This is a genomic window from Faucicola osloensis, from assembly GCF_020041925.1.
Taxonomy (GTDB): Bacteria; Pseudomonadota; Gammaproteobacteria; order Pseudomonadales; family Moraxellaceae; genus Faucicola; species Faucicola osloensis_D.
This window is the reverse complement of the sequence record NZ_CP083409.1, coordinates 1,579,267-1,593,691: the sequence shown is the minus strand read 5'-3', so window position 1 is coordinate 1,593,691 and position 14,425 is coordinate 1,579,267. Positions and strand designations below refer to the sequence as shown.

Here is a 14,425-nt window from a genome sequence, read left to right as displayed (position 1 = left end):
GTTATTTGGCTACTTGATTAAATTGATAGTTGACTGTATTACATTACAGTGAAAGCCGCAGCAATCAGCCGCTTTTTTTAGCGATTTTGGCGGTGACAGTCGGTTTTCTGATTACCAAGTCACAATGATAATTGTCACAGCGTGCTAATTCTACCAAAATTCCGTGGTAGCTCGTATTTTTAATCGGCTGTCCTTGCACCATGTGGGCAACAATGTCTGAGCCATCTTGTCCAAACCAATTTTGGGTCAGATGAAACGCTGTTTTGGCATGCTGGATGCTGATGTTTTTAACGCTGGCATTGTCATAGGCACTGGCATAATACCACTGTAGCTCAATATACATAGGTGAATCAAGCAAATCAAAATACGGCTCACCGGTTTTGGTAAAACTATATTTACTTGCGACATTGCTTCGATAGTCCAAACTTTGCTTATCAATGCTGATGGGTTGACCCAATAATAACGTCATCGCTTCGGTATCGTGGATACTGACTTTGTTTGCCAGCGTTTGTTGCTGCCATTCATTGATGGGATAGACCACAGGCGTTGGCTGCGAGGTAGGGTTGATAGACGGATTGGCGGCTGTGGTCGATGCGGTAGTGCTAGCGGTCACACTGGCATTGCGTTGTGAGGTGATTTGTTTGACCTTATCACAGCCAGTTAAGGTGAGTGTTAGGATAAGCCACCCCCAGCCAAGATTTTTTAGCCAAGTGGTTTTATTTCGGGCAGTGCCTTTTTGGGCAGCGTCCATCGGATGCTCTGAGCAGTTTTGACGCGGTAAAAAAAGCGGTTTGCGGGCAATTGGCTTCATTGTGTAGTGTATAAGGGGTTGGTGTGAATAGCGCATTGTAACAAGGCATTGACAGCAGTTAACAGTACGCTTTTGTTGTTATTTTTAGCCACGTTGATGAAATGCTAAGCTTTACACCCACCCAATCATAACCTAGCCAATTAAAACCCATCCAATCAAAACCCAGCATTGATGTCGCAGCCATAGTTATTGTAAAGTGGTGGCAATTGGTAATTTTACTCATCGTATTATAGGTTTTCCCATGTCATCAATTCCTGATTCAAACGCCCGTTATCACTGCATGGTAATCGGCAATCCGATTGCCCATAGCAAATCGCCTGATTTGCACCAAGCGTTTGCCAAACAAACGGGCATCACCTTGTCTTACCAACGCCAATATTGTCCCAACGATGTCGACAGCTTTACCGCTGTCATCGAAGCATTTTTTGCAGGCGGTGGCACAGGGGCAAATGTGACCGTACCTTTTAAAGAGATGGCATTTGCGCTGTGCCAGCAGCGCGGTGAGCTATCTGAATACGCGCGCTTGGCGGGTGCAGTCAATACCCTTGCCATCAAAGACGGCAAACTGTATGGCGACAATACCGATGGTCGCGGTTTGGTGGCGGATTTATTGTCGCAAGGCGTCAGATTAGAGGACGCAAACGTTGCTATTTTGGGGGCAGGTGGGGCGACTCGTGGCGCGATTTTGCCGTTGCTAGATGCGCAAGTAAAATCGCTGCATATTGCCAATCGCACAATAGAAAAAGCAGAGAATTTAACCCGATTATTTGATACTGATAAGCTCACCTTTTCAAGTTTGACGGATTTGCCCAACGATATTGAGGTGATTATCAATGCAACGTCGATAGGTCTGAGCGGTGATACCTTGCCGTTTACCAAGGATATGACTGTCGATTTTGCCTATGACATGATGTATGGCAAACCCTCGGCATTTTTGGACTTTTTTAAGGCGAAACATGCCAAAACCTCGGATGGCTTGGGAATGCTGGTCAATCAAGGGGCATTAAGTTTTGCGCTTTGGACGGGTAAACAAGTCGATTTGACGAATTTTCATTTTTAGCTGTTTTATAAAAAAGCAGTCAGCACTCGCCTACGCCTTAAATAAAATAGACAAAACCAAAATTTGCCCGAGAAAACCTAATAAAAAAAGCCAGTGACGAAACTGGCTTTTTTAGTCAGGCTATTTTAGCGATTCGCATTGCCTAATTGCGCCAAAATATCACTGATTTCATTATTGGCTTGGCTTTCGGTTTGGGTGTCGCCATTTGGTGTCAAGTTGTCAAATAACTGTGGCAAAAGCTCCGCCATACTTTGACGGACTTCGCTTTGGTCGACACCAGTTTGTACCGCCACTTGCGCCAACTCATTATTATCAAATAGCTGATTGATATCATTGGCATCCAATGGTTGGTTTGATTGGTCAGCACTCATCCAAGAGTTGGCTTGATGCCCAAATCCCATATTTTGGATTTTATTAAAAGCACCTGACAGACCCCCATTACGTTGAATAAACATCAGCGCGATTGGCAACAAAGCCGCCATTAACATACCCTTACCCCCAAAGCCACTTTGACTTTGTGGAAATTGGTTCATACCCACATTATTGCCCATGCCACCGCTTAGGCTGCCGCCCATACCACCCCCTAGCACGCTACCTAGCACCTGTCCAAGCACGCCACCTTGGGACATACCTTGATTTTGGTTCATCGCCATACCGATGATATCATCCAACCCAAAACCATTTGACTGCATTTGTGGCTGCTGCACCCCGCCGCCTAATACATTACCAAAAATATTCCCTAAGCCGCCCATATCTGCTTGGCTTTGACCGCCCATATCTGCTTGGCTTTGACCGCCCATTTTGCTTTGGCCCATTTTGCTTTGAATGGCACTTTGCGCTACTTGTGTTACTAGACTTGTTAATAGACCCATGGTCATTCCCTTTTATCTTTTTCAATGATTATCGTATATCACCAATAATACTGCGCTGACGCACGCCAACTGCGTTAGGCATCCGTCCCAAGACTTGGTTGATTTAATTGTAGCAATATTGAATATAACTTATATACCATTTTTGTTATCGCCCCAGCGTGTTTGCTAGCACCTTAAATTGCCGCCATGTATCGCGGTCCACTTGGTCTTGCCAAATGGTTACGCTGATTTTAGTTGGCGTTGATTCTATCAGCTCAAACGTTAAAATCACCAAGCACCCCATATCAGCGATGCCCAGCAAACTTGCCTGCCACACCGCTTGTTTACTCTGTCTAGGTACTTTGACAACCCCACGTACCCACTGGATTTGCCAGGTTAAAAAATCAAAGTTGTCATAGGGTGAGGTTTGATTGTTACTTTGCGTTTTGGCGTGTAACGATGAAATAGCCAATAAGTGACAACTAGAGATTTGCCCGAACCAAAGACTGGCTATAGCGACCATACCTAGCAAAATTTTGTAGGTAAGCGCTAAAGGCACTAGGGTTAAAATGCCAACAACCACCCATGAACAAGCCCCCCAAACCAGTTTTTTATCCATACTGGGTTTGAGCGTGGCATCAATATCAATAAATGAGGTGTTATGACGCGATAAGTAGCGCTCGTTCATCTAAGTCAATTAAGAAGAAGCTTTTAATGATTTGAGCTTGGCTATCAAATCAGCAAATTCTGGCTTGGTTGGCTGATTGTGTAAAAACCAATCCAGCAAATCAGGATCTTCTTCTTTCACTAATTCTGCAAAAATTTGCTGCTCTCGTGAGTCGGCTTTTAGATAGTGCGCTCTCACATACGAGTCAAAATAATAATCAAGTTCTTTTAGACCGCGTCTAGCACGATAGATGACTTTGCGCTGCTCTAATGTAGGTTCTGGCTGGTTGTCACTCATGATAAATCCTTGTCGTTGCGCGTTAAATTCATGTAATTTTTAAATTTTTATGAAGCTTTTGCCTGTTGGGTCGCTTGCCACATCGCAAGCCCTGCTTTAGTCGCTGCTACGTTATGGGTACGCAATATACACGCCCCTTGCTGCACAGCAAATAGCCCTGCAACCATACTAGCAACATCTCTATCGGTAGGGTCATGGGGTAGATTGGCTGACTTGAGGACTTCCCCAACAAAGCGTTTACGGGATAATGCCACCATGACAGGTAAGTTAAACGTATGCAACCGATAAAATTCATTCAGCCATGCCAGATTTTGCTGGGCGTTTTTGGCAAAGCCAAACCCTGGGTCAATGATAAGATTGTCACGTCTGACTCCACCCGCTATAACCTCATCAATGCGCTGCTGTAACTCTGTAATAACATCGGCATATAAGTCTTGATAATCATCTAGCTGATTCATGGTCGTTGGCTCACCGCGCATGTGCATGAGCATGACAGGTATATCAAGTTTGGCAGCGGTAGCAATGGCATCGGGGCGCGTCAAGGCTCGGACATCATTCCAAATTTTAGCGCCGACTTGACTGGCGAGTGTCATCACGGTCGGGCTACTGGTATCAACCGACACCCACACTTGCTCACCAAAGTTATGATCAATCGCTTCAACGACTTTAATAACGCGGTCAATTTCTTCTTGCTCACTCACGGGACTGGCATTTGGGCGAGTAGATTCACCGCCCACATCGATAATTGTCGCCCCGTCTTTGATCATCTGCTCGGTATGACGCAAGCCTTGGTCGATATGATTATATCGACCGCCATCAGAAAATGAGTCTGGGGTGACATTTAAAATACCCATGATATGGGGATAAGATAAATCAAGCGTTTGATTATGATAATGAATGGCAAAGTTGGGAATGGGCTGTAACTGCATGATGTCCACAATGATTACTAAAATTTTTTACTATTTTAAGTGAAAAACAAAAAAACCGCTATCAAGTTGGTAGCGGTTTTTGCCTAGCCTATATCATGGATAATTTACATTGCAGGTAACGGCGGCGGCGTTAAACCCGACCCACTTGACGGTGGATTGCTTGGTTTATCAAAATTTACTCTAACAGGCTCTTGATAAACTTTAGGCTCGCGTGGAGGAATACCTGCCATAATGTCTTGCAATTGGTCACGATCGATAGTTTCCCATTTCATTAACGCATCGACCATGGCATGCATTTTGTCCGCATTACCTTCAATTAATGCACGTGCAATATCATACTGCGCTTCTAGGATACGACGAACTTCATCGTCCACTTTCTGCTGAGTCGCTTCCGAGATGGTACGAGATGAGCCACCAAAGTAACCTTGGTTTTCATCTTCTTCATACACCATCACACCCATGGCATCTGACATACCGTATTTGGTAACCATCGCACGCGCCATTTTGGTAGCACGTTCAAAGTCATTGGACGCGCCAGTTGATTGCTGATTGATAAAGACTTCTTCAGCGATACGACCACCAAACAAAATCGCAATGTCATTTAGCATTTTTGATTTATAAACGCTGGTCTGATCATGCTCTGGCAATTGCCAAGTGACACCCAACGCCCAGCCACGGGGCATAATAGTGACCTTATGAACAGGGTCAGTACCCGGTAACATTTCAGCCACTAAGGCATGCCCTGCTTCATGATAAGCCGTTGCACGGCGCTCTTCTTCACGCAGTACCATCGATTTACGTTCTGGACCCATATAAAGCTTGTCTTTGGCTTCTTCAAAGTCGTTCATATCGACTGACGCTTTGTTGTTACGTGCAGCAAATAGCGCCGCCTCGTTCACCAAATTCGCTAATTGCGCACCACTAAAACCTGGCGTACCACGCGCCAACGAACGAATATCGACGCCAATTGTGGAGGGCAATTTCTTCATGTGTACACGAAGGATTTGCTCACGGCCTTTGATATCAGGCAAGCCAACTTGTACTTGACGATCGAAACGACCAGGGCGCAACAACGCTTTATCGAGTACATCGACGCGGTTGGTTGCAGCAATCACAATTACCCCATCATTGCCTTCAAAACCATCCATCTCAACCAATAACTGGTTTAAAGTTTGTTCACGTTCATCATGACCACCGCCCATGCCCGCACCGCGATGACGACCAACAGCATCAATCTCGTCAATAAAGATGATACAAGGGGCATTTTTCTTGGCTTGTTCAAACATATCACGCACACGGCTTGCACCGACACCCACAAACATCTCAACAAAGTCAGAACCTGAAATTGAGAAAAATGGTACTTTGGCTTCGCCTGCAATCGCTTTGGCAAGCAAGGTCTTACCAGTACCGGGCGGGCCTACCATCAACACACCACGTGGAATAGTCGCGCCAAGTTTGGTAAATTTTTCTGGGTCACGTAAAAAGTCGACAATTTCTGTTACTTCTTGCTTGGCTTCATCACATCCTGCCACATCTGCAAATGTCACTTTGATTTGGTCTTCTGATAACATTTTGGCTTTAGATTTACCAAAACTCATCGGACCCATACCGCGACCACCACCTGCACCACCACCGCTCATGTTACGCATGATGAATAAGAACAAACCAATAATCAATAGCACTGGAAAGCTTGCAATCAGTAATTGCATCATTACGCCTTGACGTTCAGGGGTGGCGCCTTGAACTTCAACATTATGCTTGATAAGCTTTGGCATTAGCTCAGTATCAGTAACGGCAGGACGCACTGTCTCAAAGGTTGAGCCGTTTTTCTTTTCACCAGAAATTTGCTCACCATCAATTTTGACACTTTTGACCTGGTCAGTTGCCACTGCAGTGACAAATTGGGAGTAATTGAGCTTATCAGGTTCATTGCGGGTATCAAAATTGCTAAAGACTAGCACTAATACCCCTATCACAACTAACCACAATAAGGTATTTTTTACCATGTCGCTCACGTTGTTTTTCATCCTTCGCGTTAGGGGGTTGATTAAAAAGTGGGGTTAAATCAAAATGTTTACCAAAGATAGGTAGATGTTTCACCAAAAATAGACGTTACATTAATCTTTCAATATAGCATGATATATGGATTTACCTTAACATTATCAAGCGAATTCTCTGTTATTTTCTAGTAAAAACATATTACCAATTTTTATCCAGTCAACTTCACAGATAGACTGAAGCAAATTACCTTATTTGGTGGCAATCCAATACATTTCTTTTGAGCGTGCGCGTGACGCTGCAGGCTTGATACTGCGCACTTTACTAAAACGTTGCTGCATATTTTTTCGTAAGGCGTCAGAGCCTTCGCCTTGGAATACCTTAATCACCAAGGTGCCACCTTCCGGGAGCACTTGCTCAGCAAAGTCCATGGCAAGCTCACACAAATAAATCATGCGTGGCTGATCGACTGCGGTAAAACCAGAGGTATTGGGTGCCATATCAGACAGCACCACTTCCACTTTTTTATCGGCAACTTCTGCCATAATTTTGTCAAAGACTTCTTGCTCACGAAAATCACCTTGGATAAAGGTCACATTCTCTAGCGTATCCATCGGCAATATGTCTGAGGCAATGAGTTTGCCATTATCACCGACTAGTTTGCCAGCAACTTGCGACCAGCTGCCTGGGGCAGAACCCAAATCGACCACCGTCATGCCTTTTTTAATCAGCTGCAGTTTTTCGTTGATTTCTAGCAATTTGTAAGCCGCTCTTGCCCGATAGCCATCGCGCTGGGCAAGTTTGACATAGTGGTCGTCAATGTGCTCTTTCATCCACGCACGGCTACTTTTGGACAATTTTTTGTTGGTAATACGCGTTGCCATAATTCTCTACAAACTACCCTTTATATATAGTTTAAAAATTCTTCACTTGGGATTTGGCTAAAAAACCCAAAGCCATCCTAGAATGACCATTGGTAAATTTTGACAATCTCAAGGGTTAAGGCTGTTATTTTAGCATATTTCACCCAGTTAGCTTGTGTTAACTCATGGATTGGCTATTGATTTTTTTAATTCAGTGATTTTTGCAGATTGATAAGTCATGGCAGTTTTTTTGCCTATGTGTTTTTGCCTATGTATTGCCCATAATTTATTAGGCAAAATGATTAATATGGTATAATGCCAGCTAATTTTTTTATAGGTCAATCGACAGTTATGGCAAATTCAAGCTTATCAAATGCTGATATCAAACATTTAAAAGGCATCGGTCACCAACTTAACCCTGTGGTAATGATTGGGGGTCAAGGCGTTACCCCAACCGTTATTGAAGAAATTGGGCGCGCACTGACCGATCATGAGCTGATTAAAGTAAAAATCCCAGCCGGTAGCAAAGCAGATCGTGACGCTGTGGCAAATGCGATTACTGAAGCCACTGATGCGATTTTGGTCACCAGCATCGGTCGTATGGTGTTATTATTACGTCGCAATCCAGAAGCCAATCCTAAGTTATCAAACTTGGCACGTTTTGGCTAAGGCTACAATGAATATGTTACAGGGTAAGACATTCGCACTGGCGAGCACGGTTGAACCACTCACCGTATCGGCAACAATGGACTACCGGCTCTCAGTACAGGTGGTCGCTGATAGTAAATTTTTAACTATCTTATTTGATGCTACCCATCCCAAGATTGATGATAGTCAAACCGCTCTACAAGCTGGTCTATGGGCAAATTTTCCGACATTTAGCCCATTGGTACTTGAACGCGTGATGCGCCAAGATTATTTATGGCAAGCAGATTGTTTTGAGTGTTTTATTGCCAAAGATAGCGAAGCGGATAGCCCGTATCTTGAGGTCAATTTGGCGACCAATGGTGAGTTTAATCTTTATTATTTTGACAGCTATCGGACACCGAATGCATTACCCCCTCGGCGCTTGCCTATCACAGCGCTGACTTATGGTGAGGATATCAATTTTTTTAGCCAGGCCGTTACACAAGATACCGAGCTTCCGCTTGTTTTTTGGTGTTCTGCAAGTCCAATGCTTGTCACCCATGTACGAGCGGTAGAACAGCAATATGCGTTTAGCGTTGGTACTTTTCGTGTCGGTATGACTTTTGCCAAATCAGCATTGGATAAGTTGGTTGGTGCAAATGGTAATTATGCGCTAAATCCAACGCGTGTGATTCAGCAACCGTCATACAATGGCTTAGCAGATAACTCAGCTCCAACCGTCGATGAAATGAGTTATTGGGCCATACAGCATGCACACCCAGCGGACTTTCATAACAAGGCACACTGGATAAACATCTAAATTATGATGGTTTTAAACCATAGCACAGCGAAAAATAAAAAACTGGCTTAAAACCAGTTTTTTTATATACCGAGATAGTGTCACGATTAACGCGCTGGCGCCATTGCCAAGTAAGTTTGCGGATTGACGGCTTGACCATTTTGGCGTACTTCATAATGTAGGTGCGCGCCTGTTGAACGACCCGTGTTGCCTACCGCAGCGATTTGCTGGTTTGCATACACTGTATCGCCAACGTTAACATAGTTTGCAGAGGTATGTGCGTAACGGGTAACAGTGCCGTTGCCATGATCTACTTCAACATAACGACCATACCCAGTACCCCAACCTGAGAAAGTCACCACACCATTACCTGTGGCATAAATAGGGGTGCCAATAGGGGCAGCAAAGTCCATGCCTTTATGAAACTGTGATTTACCAGTGACAGGGTGGATACGATAGCCGAAACCTGAACTCATGCGCGCAGATGACGTAATTGGGCGTAACGCCAACATGCCATTACCCGCATAGTTGCCCATTGCAGGCATGTTGATAATGGTGGTTGGCTGAGTCGATAGCTTTTGTGCTAAACTTGCGAGGCGGTCTTCTTTTTGCTGGGTTTGTTGGCTTAGATTTTTGATAGCCGCATTGACGGCATCTGAGGGCAGATAATAATCTTCACCATCATCTTCACGGACAATAACTTGACTGGTTTTACCGGCATTGGTAATCGATAGAATTTGAGCTTGTGCAACACTCATTGTGGTTAAAGCAACAACTGGTAATGCGATTAGAGCTAACTTCATCTTTTATCCTTTGTTAAACCTTATGCTATTAAACCCTGTGCCAATGTCATATGAACGCTACTTGAGCGCATTGGCAAGATTTAATTCACTATAATTTGGTCTTAAAATCACCTACACTAACACTAAGACTAAATCAAAATTTTTGTCGCTTAACTACCTACCACATGCTTATTGACTATGAAAAAACCAACCAATCATCTTGCTTCTCGCACTGAGCGTCTTGCCAACTATCAATTACCGTTTCAAAAAAAGCTGCAGCAATTACAGCAATTGACGGACGATGTTCGCAGCGCTTGGCAAAACGTGTTGACTGAGGAAGTCTTAGCAAGCTTACAAGTGATTACTTGTGAGTCATTTAGACTTGTGGTTAGTACCACTAGTCATACCCTTGCCAATCACCTCAATTATAACCAGCAGCACCTACTATCAACACTGCAAGCGTTCGATAACAATTTTCATCAATTTAATGAGTTACGTTTTCGCGTGGTCATTGTCAAACCTATTCATGGCTCGCAAATGCTAGATTTACAATGTAAACAAAATGTTAGCAATGTAAATAATTGTGAGCTAAGCGAATCTACGAAGCGAAATATAACACAGCTATGTGACCTTGTCACGGACAACGAGCCACTTAGAACGGCGTTACAAAAACTGATAAAAGACTAAAAAAGCCAAGTTACAATGTAATTTTATGTAAATTATGTTGCTGATATCGCAAGATTTATCAATGCATTAATGGATTGTGCAAGTGAAAGTAAAAAACTAGAAAAAAATTTACAATTAATAGGATAGATAAAGATATCTTTTTTTTCATTTTTATTGCGCTTATAGTAGCTAATGGCTAAAAAAAGATATCCAAAAATTAAATGATAAAACTGGATGATTGGGTTTAATTAGTGTAATAAAATGATAATTTCTTGATGAAAAAATGTTACTAATCAAATAATAGGTAAAATCTTGTGATTAGTAAAAATACACAATAAAATTAATAAAGTTAAATAAATCTAGTTAACATTGTCATGCTTTGTTACAACTTTATAGTTATTTTGATCGCTAAATAAAGCCTGTAATAATTTATTATTGAGCGCGTGCCCTGACTTATAAGCATAAAACTCGCCCAAAATTTGGTGACCAGCAAGGTATAAGTCACCAATTGCATCTAATACTTTATGGCGTACAAATTCATCGTCAAAGCGTAACCCTTCAGGATTAAGTACGCCACTGTCATCTAAAACAATTGCATTCTGCATACTACCCCCTAGCCCTAAGTTATTGCTTTTTAGGTATTCAATGTCTTTTAAAAAGCCGAATGTGCGCGCTTTGGCAATATGCTCGATAAAATTGCCTTCATTAAAATCCAATTTAAACGTTTGATGTGAGCCATTAAACGCAGGGTGATTAAAGTCAATTTGGAAATCTAATACAAATCCATCGTAGGGACGAAATCCAGCGACTTTATCCTCCACGCGAACCTCAATTGGTTGCAACACCTGAATATAGCGTTTGGCAGACGTTTGCTCGGCAATACCCGCTTGTTGCAATACCTTCACAAATTCGATGGCACTACCATCCATGATTGGAATTTCAGGGGCGGACACTTCGATTTGTAAATTATCAATTTGAAGCGCGGCGATTGCACTCATCAAATGCTCAACTGTCCCAATGCGCTGACCTAACTCATTGGTGAGATTTGAGGACATCATGGTATCGGTTACCGCATGATAGATAGCAGGAATGGGCTTTGCCTGTGCGACATCACTACGTAAAAACTGAATCCCATAGTCAACGGGCGCAGGAGAAAAGCGCAGGTGTACAGGGTTACCACTATGTAAGCCGATGCCTTCAAGATTGTTGGGTTGTTGAATAGTACGCTGCTGCATAATGCCCCCTAGTAGATTGCATTCGTCCTTAGCCAAAGCTAGGTTGATATAATTTGTTACATTTGGCTATTCTACCATTGTCCCTTTCTACATCATAGTGATGCTTGATTGATTTTATCGACCTTTATGATTGACTACAGTGATAAAAAAACCCCACAACGATTAAGCTGTGAGGCTTTTAAAAAATCATACGATATCTTAGCGATTTTGCTGGCGACGTAGATAGTCTTGAATACTGTTGCCTGTGCGTTGTGGCTGCGAGGATTGCGGTTGTGCTGGCGCAGGCTCGATAGCTTGCTGTACAGGTGGCTGAGGTGCAGGGATGGGCTGTGGGCGTGCCGCATACGCAGGTTCATGCGTGCCTGCTTCCACTTTGTGGGTGCTAGAGGCATCTGAGACAAAATCTCTAGTTGGGTGCTTTGGAGTATTATCTAGCGTAAGGCCGGTTGCCACCACTGTCACTTGGATTTCATCGCCCATGTCTTCATCAAATACCACGCCGTAGAAGATGTTGGCTTCGTCAATATCCACCAAACTATGCACTTTTTGGGTGATGCGCTCTTGTTCTTCAAAATTGAAATCTGAGCTAGCCACCACGTTGACTAACAGACCTTTGGCATTTTTAAGCAATAAGTTATCAAGTAATGGGCTTTTGATGGCTTTTTCAGCAGCGATCTCAGCGCGGTCTTCCCCACTGCCTTTACCGATACCCATCATCGCATGCCCTCGGGAGGTCATTGCAGTGCGAATATCGTTAAAGTCGATGTTAATAAAACCATCTTTTGAAATCATATTAGAGATACCTTGCACCGCTTGAAGTAAGACTTCATCGGCTTTTTTGAAGGCATCTTTCATAGAGATTTTGCCATACACTGTCATCAATTTATCATTAGGGATAGTGATGATAGAGTCGACAAAGTTAGAAAGCTGCTCAATACCTTCTCTAGCCACTTTATTACGTCTGCCACCTTCAAAAGTAAATGGCATGGTCACTACGGCAACGGTCAAGACGCCCAGCTCTTTGGCAAGTCTGGCAATGACTGGCGCAGCGCCTGTACCTGTACCACCGCCCATACCCGCGGTAATAAATACCATGTCAGAATTTTCTAACAATTGGCGAATTTGTTCTTCATCGCTCTCGGCTGCTTCACGCCCTACTTCTGGGTTGGCACCTGCCCCCAAGCCGCGGTTGTTATTTTTGATACCGAGCTGGATTTTATTAGGCGCTGATAGGCGGTCAAGCGCTTGTCTATCGGTATTGGCACAGACGAAGGTAATGCCTTTTACACCATTTTGTACCATGGTTTCAACGGCATTCCCACCGCCGCCGCCGACACCGATGACGGTTAAACGGGCTGAATCGGCAAATGTATCAGTGTGATCTTGTACAATACTAAACTTAGCTTCCATAATTGAAAATCTCCGTATGCTGTCAAGTAGGCTTGAGCAGCATAAATAGCAAACATATTAAATTAAATATCAATTAAATCATTACACAATTAGTGGATTTTAGAGTCAATCATAACATGAGCACCCTTAAAATACTAAATATCTCTTTTTTAGAAAAATTTACCAAAAAATTTATTCACAGTTTTGAGTTTTTCTCGCATGGGCTTAACTTGCAACGAGTCAGGTGAGCTTTTCTCGCTATGATGAAACGCCTCACTTTGACTATATAACAGTGTGCCAAACGCGGTTTGGTATTTACGCTCACCAATCATTGCCGCAATGGTGCGAAGCTTGTCATCATCACCATATTGGGTATAGGCAGAAATCGCTGAGTGTTGATTGACCTTGTTTACTTTATTGGCAAAGATTTTTTTGGCTAATGGCAATAATCCACGCATTTCAGCACCACCGCCCGTGATCACATAGCCTTGTTGTAAAAACTCACTTAGCCCTTCTTTATCCAGCTCTTTTTTAATATGACCTAAAATACTGATATAGCGGGCTTCAGTGACTTCAAGGAGCTCAAGCATATTAATGGTTTTTTCATCGTCATGCTGTGAACGCTTGATGGTAAAAAATTGGCTTGAGTCAATCCCATGACGATCGACATTGGCTTGGGATTTTTTCATATTCTCTGCTTCAGCAATGGTGACGTCTAGCAGCATAGAGATATCCAGTGTCGCGTGATGTCCGCCTTCGGCAAAACAATGGGTATAAATCAGCTTATCTTCACGGTAAACGCAGATACTGGTCGTCGATGCCCCAATATCAATCAGACATACACCATGGTATTTTTCTTCGGGTAATAAACCATATTCGGCGGTAGATACGGCATCAAATAGCATTTGGTCGATACTGACATCACATTCTTGCAGCAGTTGCTGTAAATTCTGGCGACCTTTGACGGGCATCATCATCAGATGATAGAGTACCATCAAGTCACTCGCTTGCATCCCAATCGCATCATCAATCATCTCAGCGTTGCCATCTAAAGCAATACCTTGCTGGGCATAATGCATCAAATACAAATCATCTTGGAGATGTTTGTTTTTGGCTTGGGTTAGCGCGGCGACCACGTCTTTGGCTTGTACGATATCGTGTTTGATTTTGACTTCGCCCACACTATTGACGCTTTGCAAATCTGGGGTAGAAAAACTAAGCCAAACACTGTTTACACGGCAATTTGCCATGTCTTCAGCGTTTTGAATAGATTGTTTGATAGCAGATTTTAGACGTTCGCGATGGCGAATGGTACCTTGCGCGAAATCATGGTTTTTGACGGTAGATAAACCGATAATACGAATATCTTGCGCACTGTGGATTTGACCAATCACAGTATGAATAGCAGTAGCACTTAGGTGGACGACGACGATCAGATCTGGCTTTTTCAT

At 43.2% G+C, this 14,425-nt stretch carries 15 protein-coding genes; 4 read left to right on the top strand and 11 right to left on the bottom strand.

The features are described 5' to 3' along the window. Positions 1–64 precede the first annotated feature (64 nt). Entirely contained in the window at positions 65–811 is a 747-nt protein-coding gene (locus tag LAJ61_RS07050) for a hypothetical protein (RefSeq protein ID WP_224053347.1), read from the bottom strand. Positions 812–1,052: 241 nt separating this feature from the next. Between LAJ61_RS07050 and aroE the strand changes: the two genes are divergently transcribed. Further along, positions 1,053–1,871: a shikimate dehydrogenase gene (gene aroE / locus LAJ61_RS07045; protein WP_224053346.1), complete on the top strand. Its 819-nt coding sequence runs from the start codon at positions 1,053–1,055 to the stop codon at positions 1,869–1,871. Positions 1,872–1,996: 125 nt separating this feature from the next. Here aroE and LAJ61_RS07040 read toward each other — a convergent pair whose 3' ends face one another. The 6 genes from LAJ61_RS07040 to rlmE all read right to left on the bottom strand — a co-directional run bounded on the left by LAJ61_RS07040 (position 1,997) and on the right by rlmE (position 7,497). Then, complete coding sequence (locus tag LAJ61_RS07040; protein ID WP_224053345.1) at positions 1,997–2,743, bottom strand: YidB family protein; 747 nt, start codon at positions 2,741–2,743, stop codon at positions 1,997–1,999. A gap of 145 nt (positions 2,744–2,888) precedes the next feature. Then, positions 2,889–3,410: a hypothetical protein gene (locus tag LAJ61_RS07035; RefSeq protein WP_224053344.1), complete on the bottom strand. Its 522-nt coding sequence runs from the start codon at positions 3,408–3,410 to the stop codon at positions 2,889–2,891. Between the two features lie 9 nt (positions 3,411–3,419). Then, on the bottom strand, positions 3,420–3,686 hold the full coding sequence (locus tag LAJ61_RS07030; RefSeq protein ID WP_224053343.1) for an FAD assembly factor SdhE: 267 nt from the start codon (positions 3,684–3,686) through the stop codon (positions 3,420–3,422). Between the two features lie 47 nt (positions 3,687–3,733). Continuing rightward, positions 3,734–4,615, bottom strand: coding sequence for a dihydropteroate synthase (gene folP, locus LAJ61_RS07025; RefSeq protein ID WP_224053342.1), 882 nt, complete (start codon positions 4,613–4,615; stop codon positions 3,734–3,736). Between the two features lie 104 nt (positions 4,616–4,719). After that, positions 4,720–6,621 carry an ATP-dependent zinc metalloprotease FtsH gene (gene ftsH / locus LAJ61_RS07020; RefSeq protein ID WP_224053341.1) on the bottom strand — a complete coding sequence of 634 codons (1,902 nt, stop codon included), beginning with the start codon at positions 6,619–6,621 and terminating at the stop codon, positions 4,720–4,722. Positions 6,622–6,864: 243 nt separating this feature from the next. After that, positions 6,865–7,497 (bottom strand): 23S rRNA (uridine(2552)-2'-O)-methyltransferase RlmE, encoded by a 633-nt coding sequence (gene rlmE, locus LAJ61_RS07015; RefSeq protein ID WP_096488461.1) that lies wholly within the window; start codon positions 7,495–7,497, stop codon positions 6,865–6,867. A gap of 330 nt (positions 7,498–7,827) precedes the next feature. Between rlmE and LAJ61_RS07010 the strand changes: the two genes are divergently transcribed. Together LAJ61_RS07010 and LAJ61_RS07005 are read left to right on the top strand one after the other, a co-directional pair. Further along, positions 7,828–8,145 (top strand): YhbY family RNA-binding protein, encoded by a 318-nt coding sequence (locus LAJ61_RS07010; RefSeq protein WP_224053340.1) that lies wholly within the window; start codon positions 7,828–7,830, stop codon positions 8,143–8,145. Between the two features lie 7 nt (positions 8,146–8,152). Continuing rightward, complete coding sequence (locus LAJ61_RS07005; protein WP_224053339.1) at positions 8,153–8,923, top strand: DOMON domain-containing protein; 771 nt, start codon at positions 8,153–8,155, stop codon at positions 8,921–8,923. An 86-nt stretch (positions 8,924–9,009) separates the two neighbouring features. Here LAJ61_RS07005 and LAJ61_RS07000 read toward each other — a convergent pair whose 3' ends face one another. After that, positions 9,010–9,705: a M23 family metallopeptidase gene (locus LAJ61_RS07000; RefSeq protein ID WP_224053338.1), complete on the bottom strand. Its 696-nt coding sequence runs from the start codon at positions 9,703–9,705 to the stop codon at positions 9,010–9,012. A gap of 177 nt (positions 9,706–9,882) precedes the next feature. Between LAJ61_RS07000 and LAJ61_RS06995 the strand changes: the two genes are divergently transcribed. Continuing rightward, the gene (locus LAJ61_RS06995; protein ID WP_224053337.1) at positions 9,883–10,371 is read left to right on the top strand and encodes a DciA family protein; all 489 of its coding nucleotides are present in this window, start codon (positions 9,883–9,885) and stop codon (positions 10,369–10,371) included. A 338-nt stretch (positions 10,372–10,709) separates the two neighbouring features. Here LAJ61_RS06995 and lpxC read toward each other — a convergent pair whose 3' ends face one another. The 3 genes from lpxC to ftsA form a co-directional block, all read right to left on the bottom strand. Further along, a complete protein-coding gene (lpxC, locus tag LAJ61_RS06990) occupies positions 10,710–11,588 on the bottom strand; it encodes a UDP-3-O-acyl-N-acetylglucosamine deacetylase (protein ID WP_228744267.1) in 879 nt (292 codons plus the stop codon). Between the two features lie 195 nt (positions 11,589–11,783). Continuing rightward, positions 11,784–12,995 (bottom strand): cell division protein FtsZ, encoded by a 1,212-nt coding sequence (ftsZ, locus tag LAJ61_RS06985; RefSeq protein WP_203171429.1) that lies wholly within the window; start codon positions 12,993–12,995, stop codon positions 11,784–11,786. Positions 12,996–13,144: 149 nt separating this feature from the next. After that, entirely contained in the window at positions 13,145–14,425 is a 1,281-nt protein-coding gene (gene ftsA / locus LAJ61_RS06980; RefSeq protein ID WP_007116179.1) for a cell division protein FtsA, read from the bottom strand.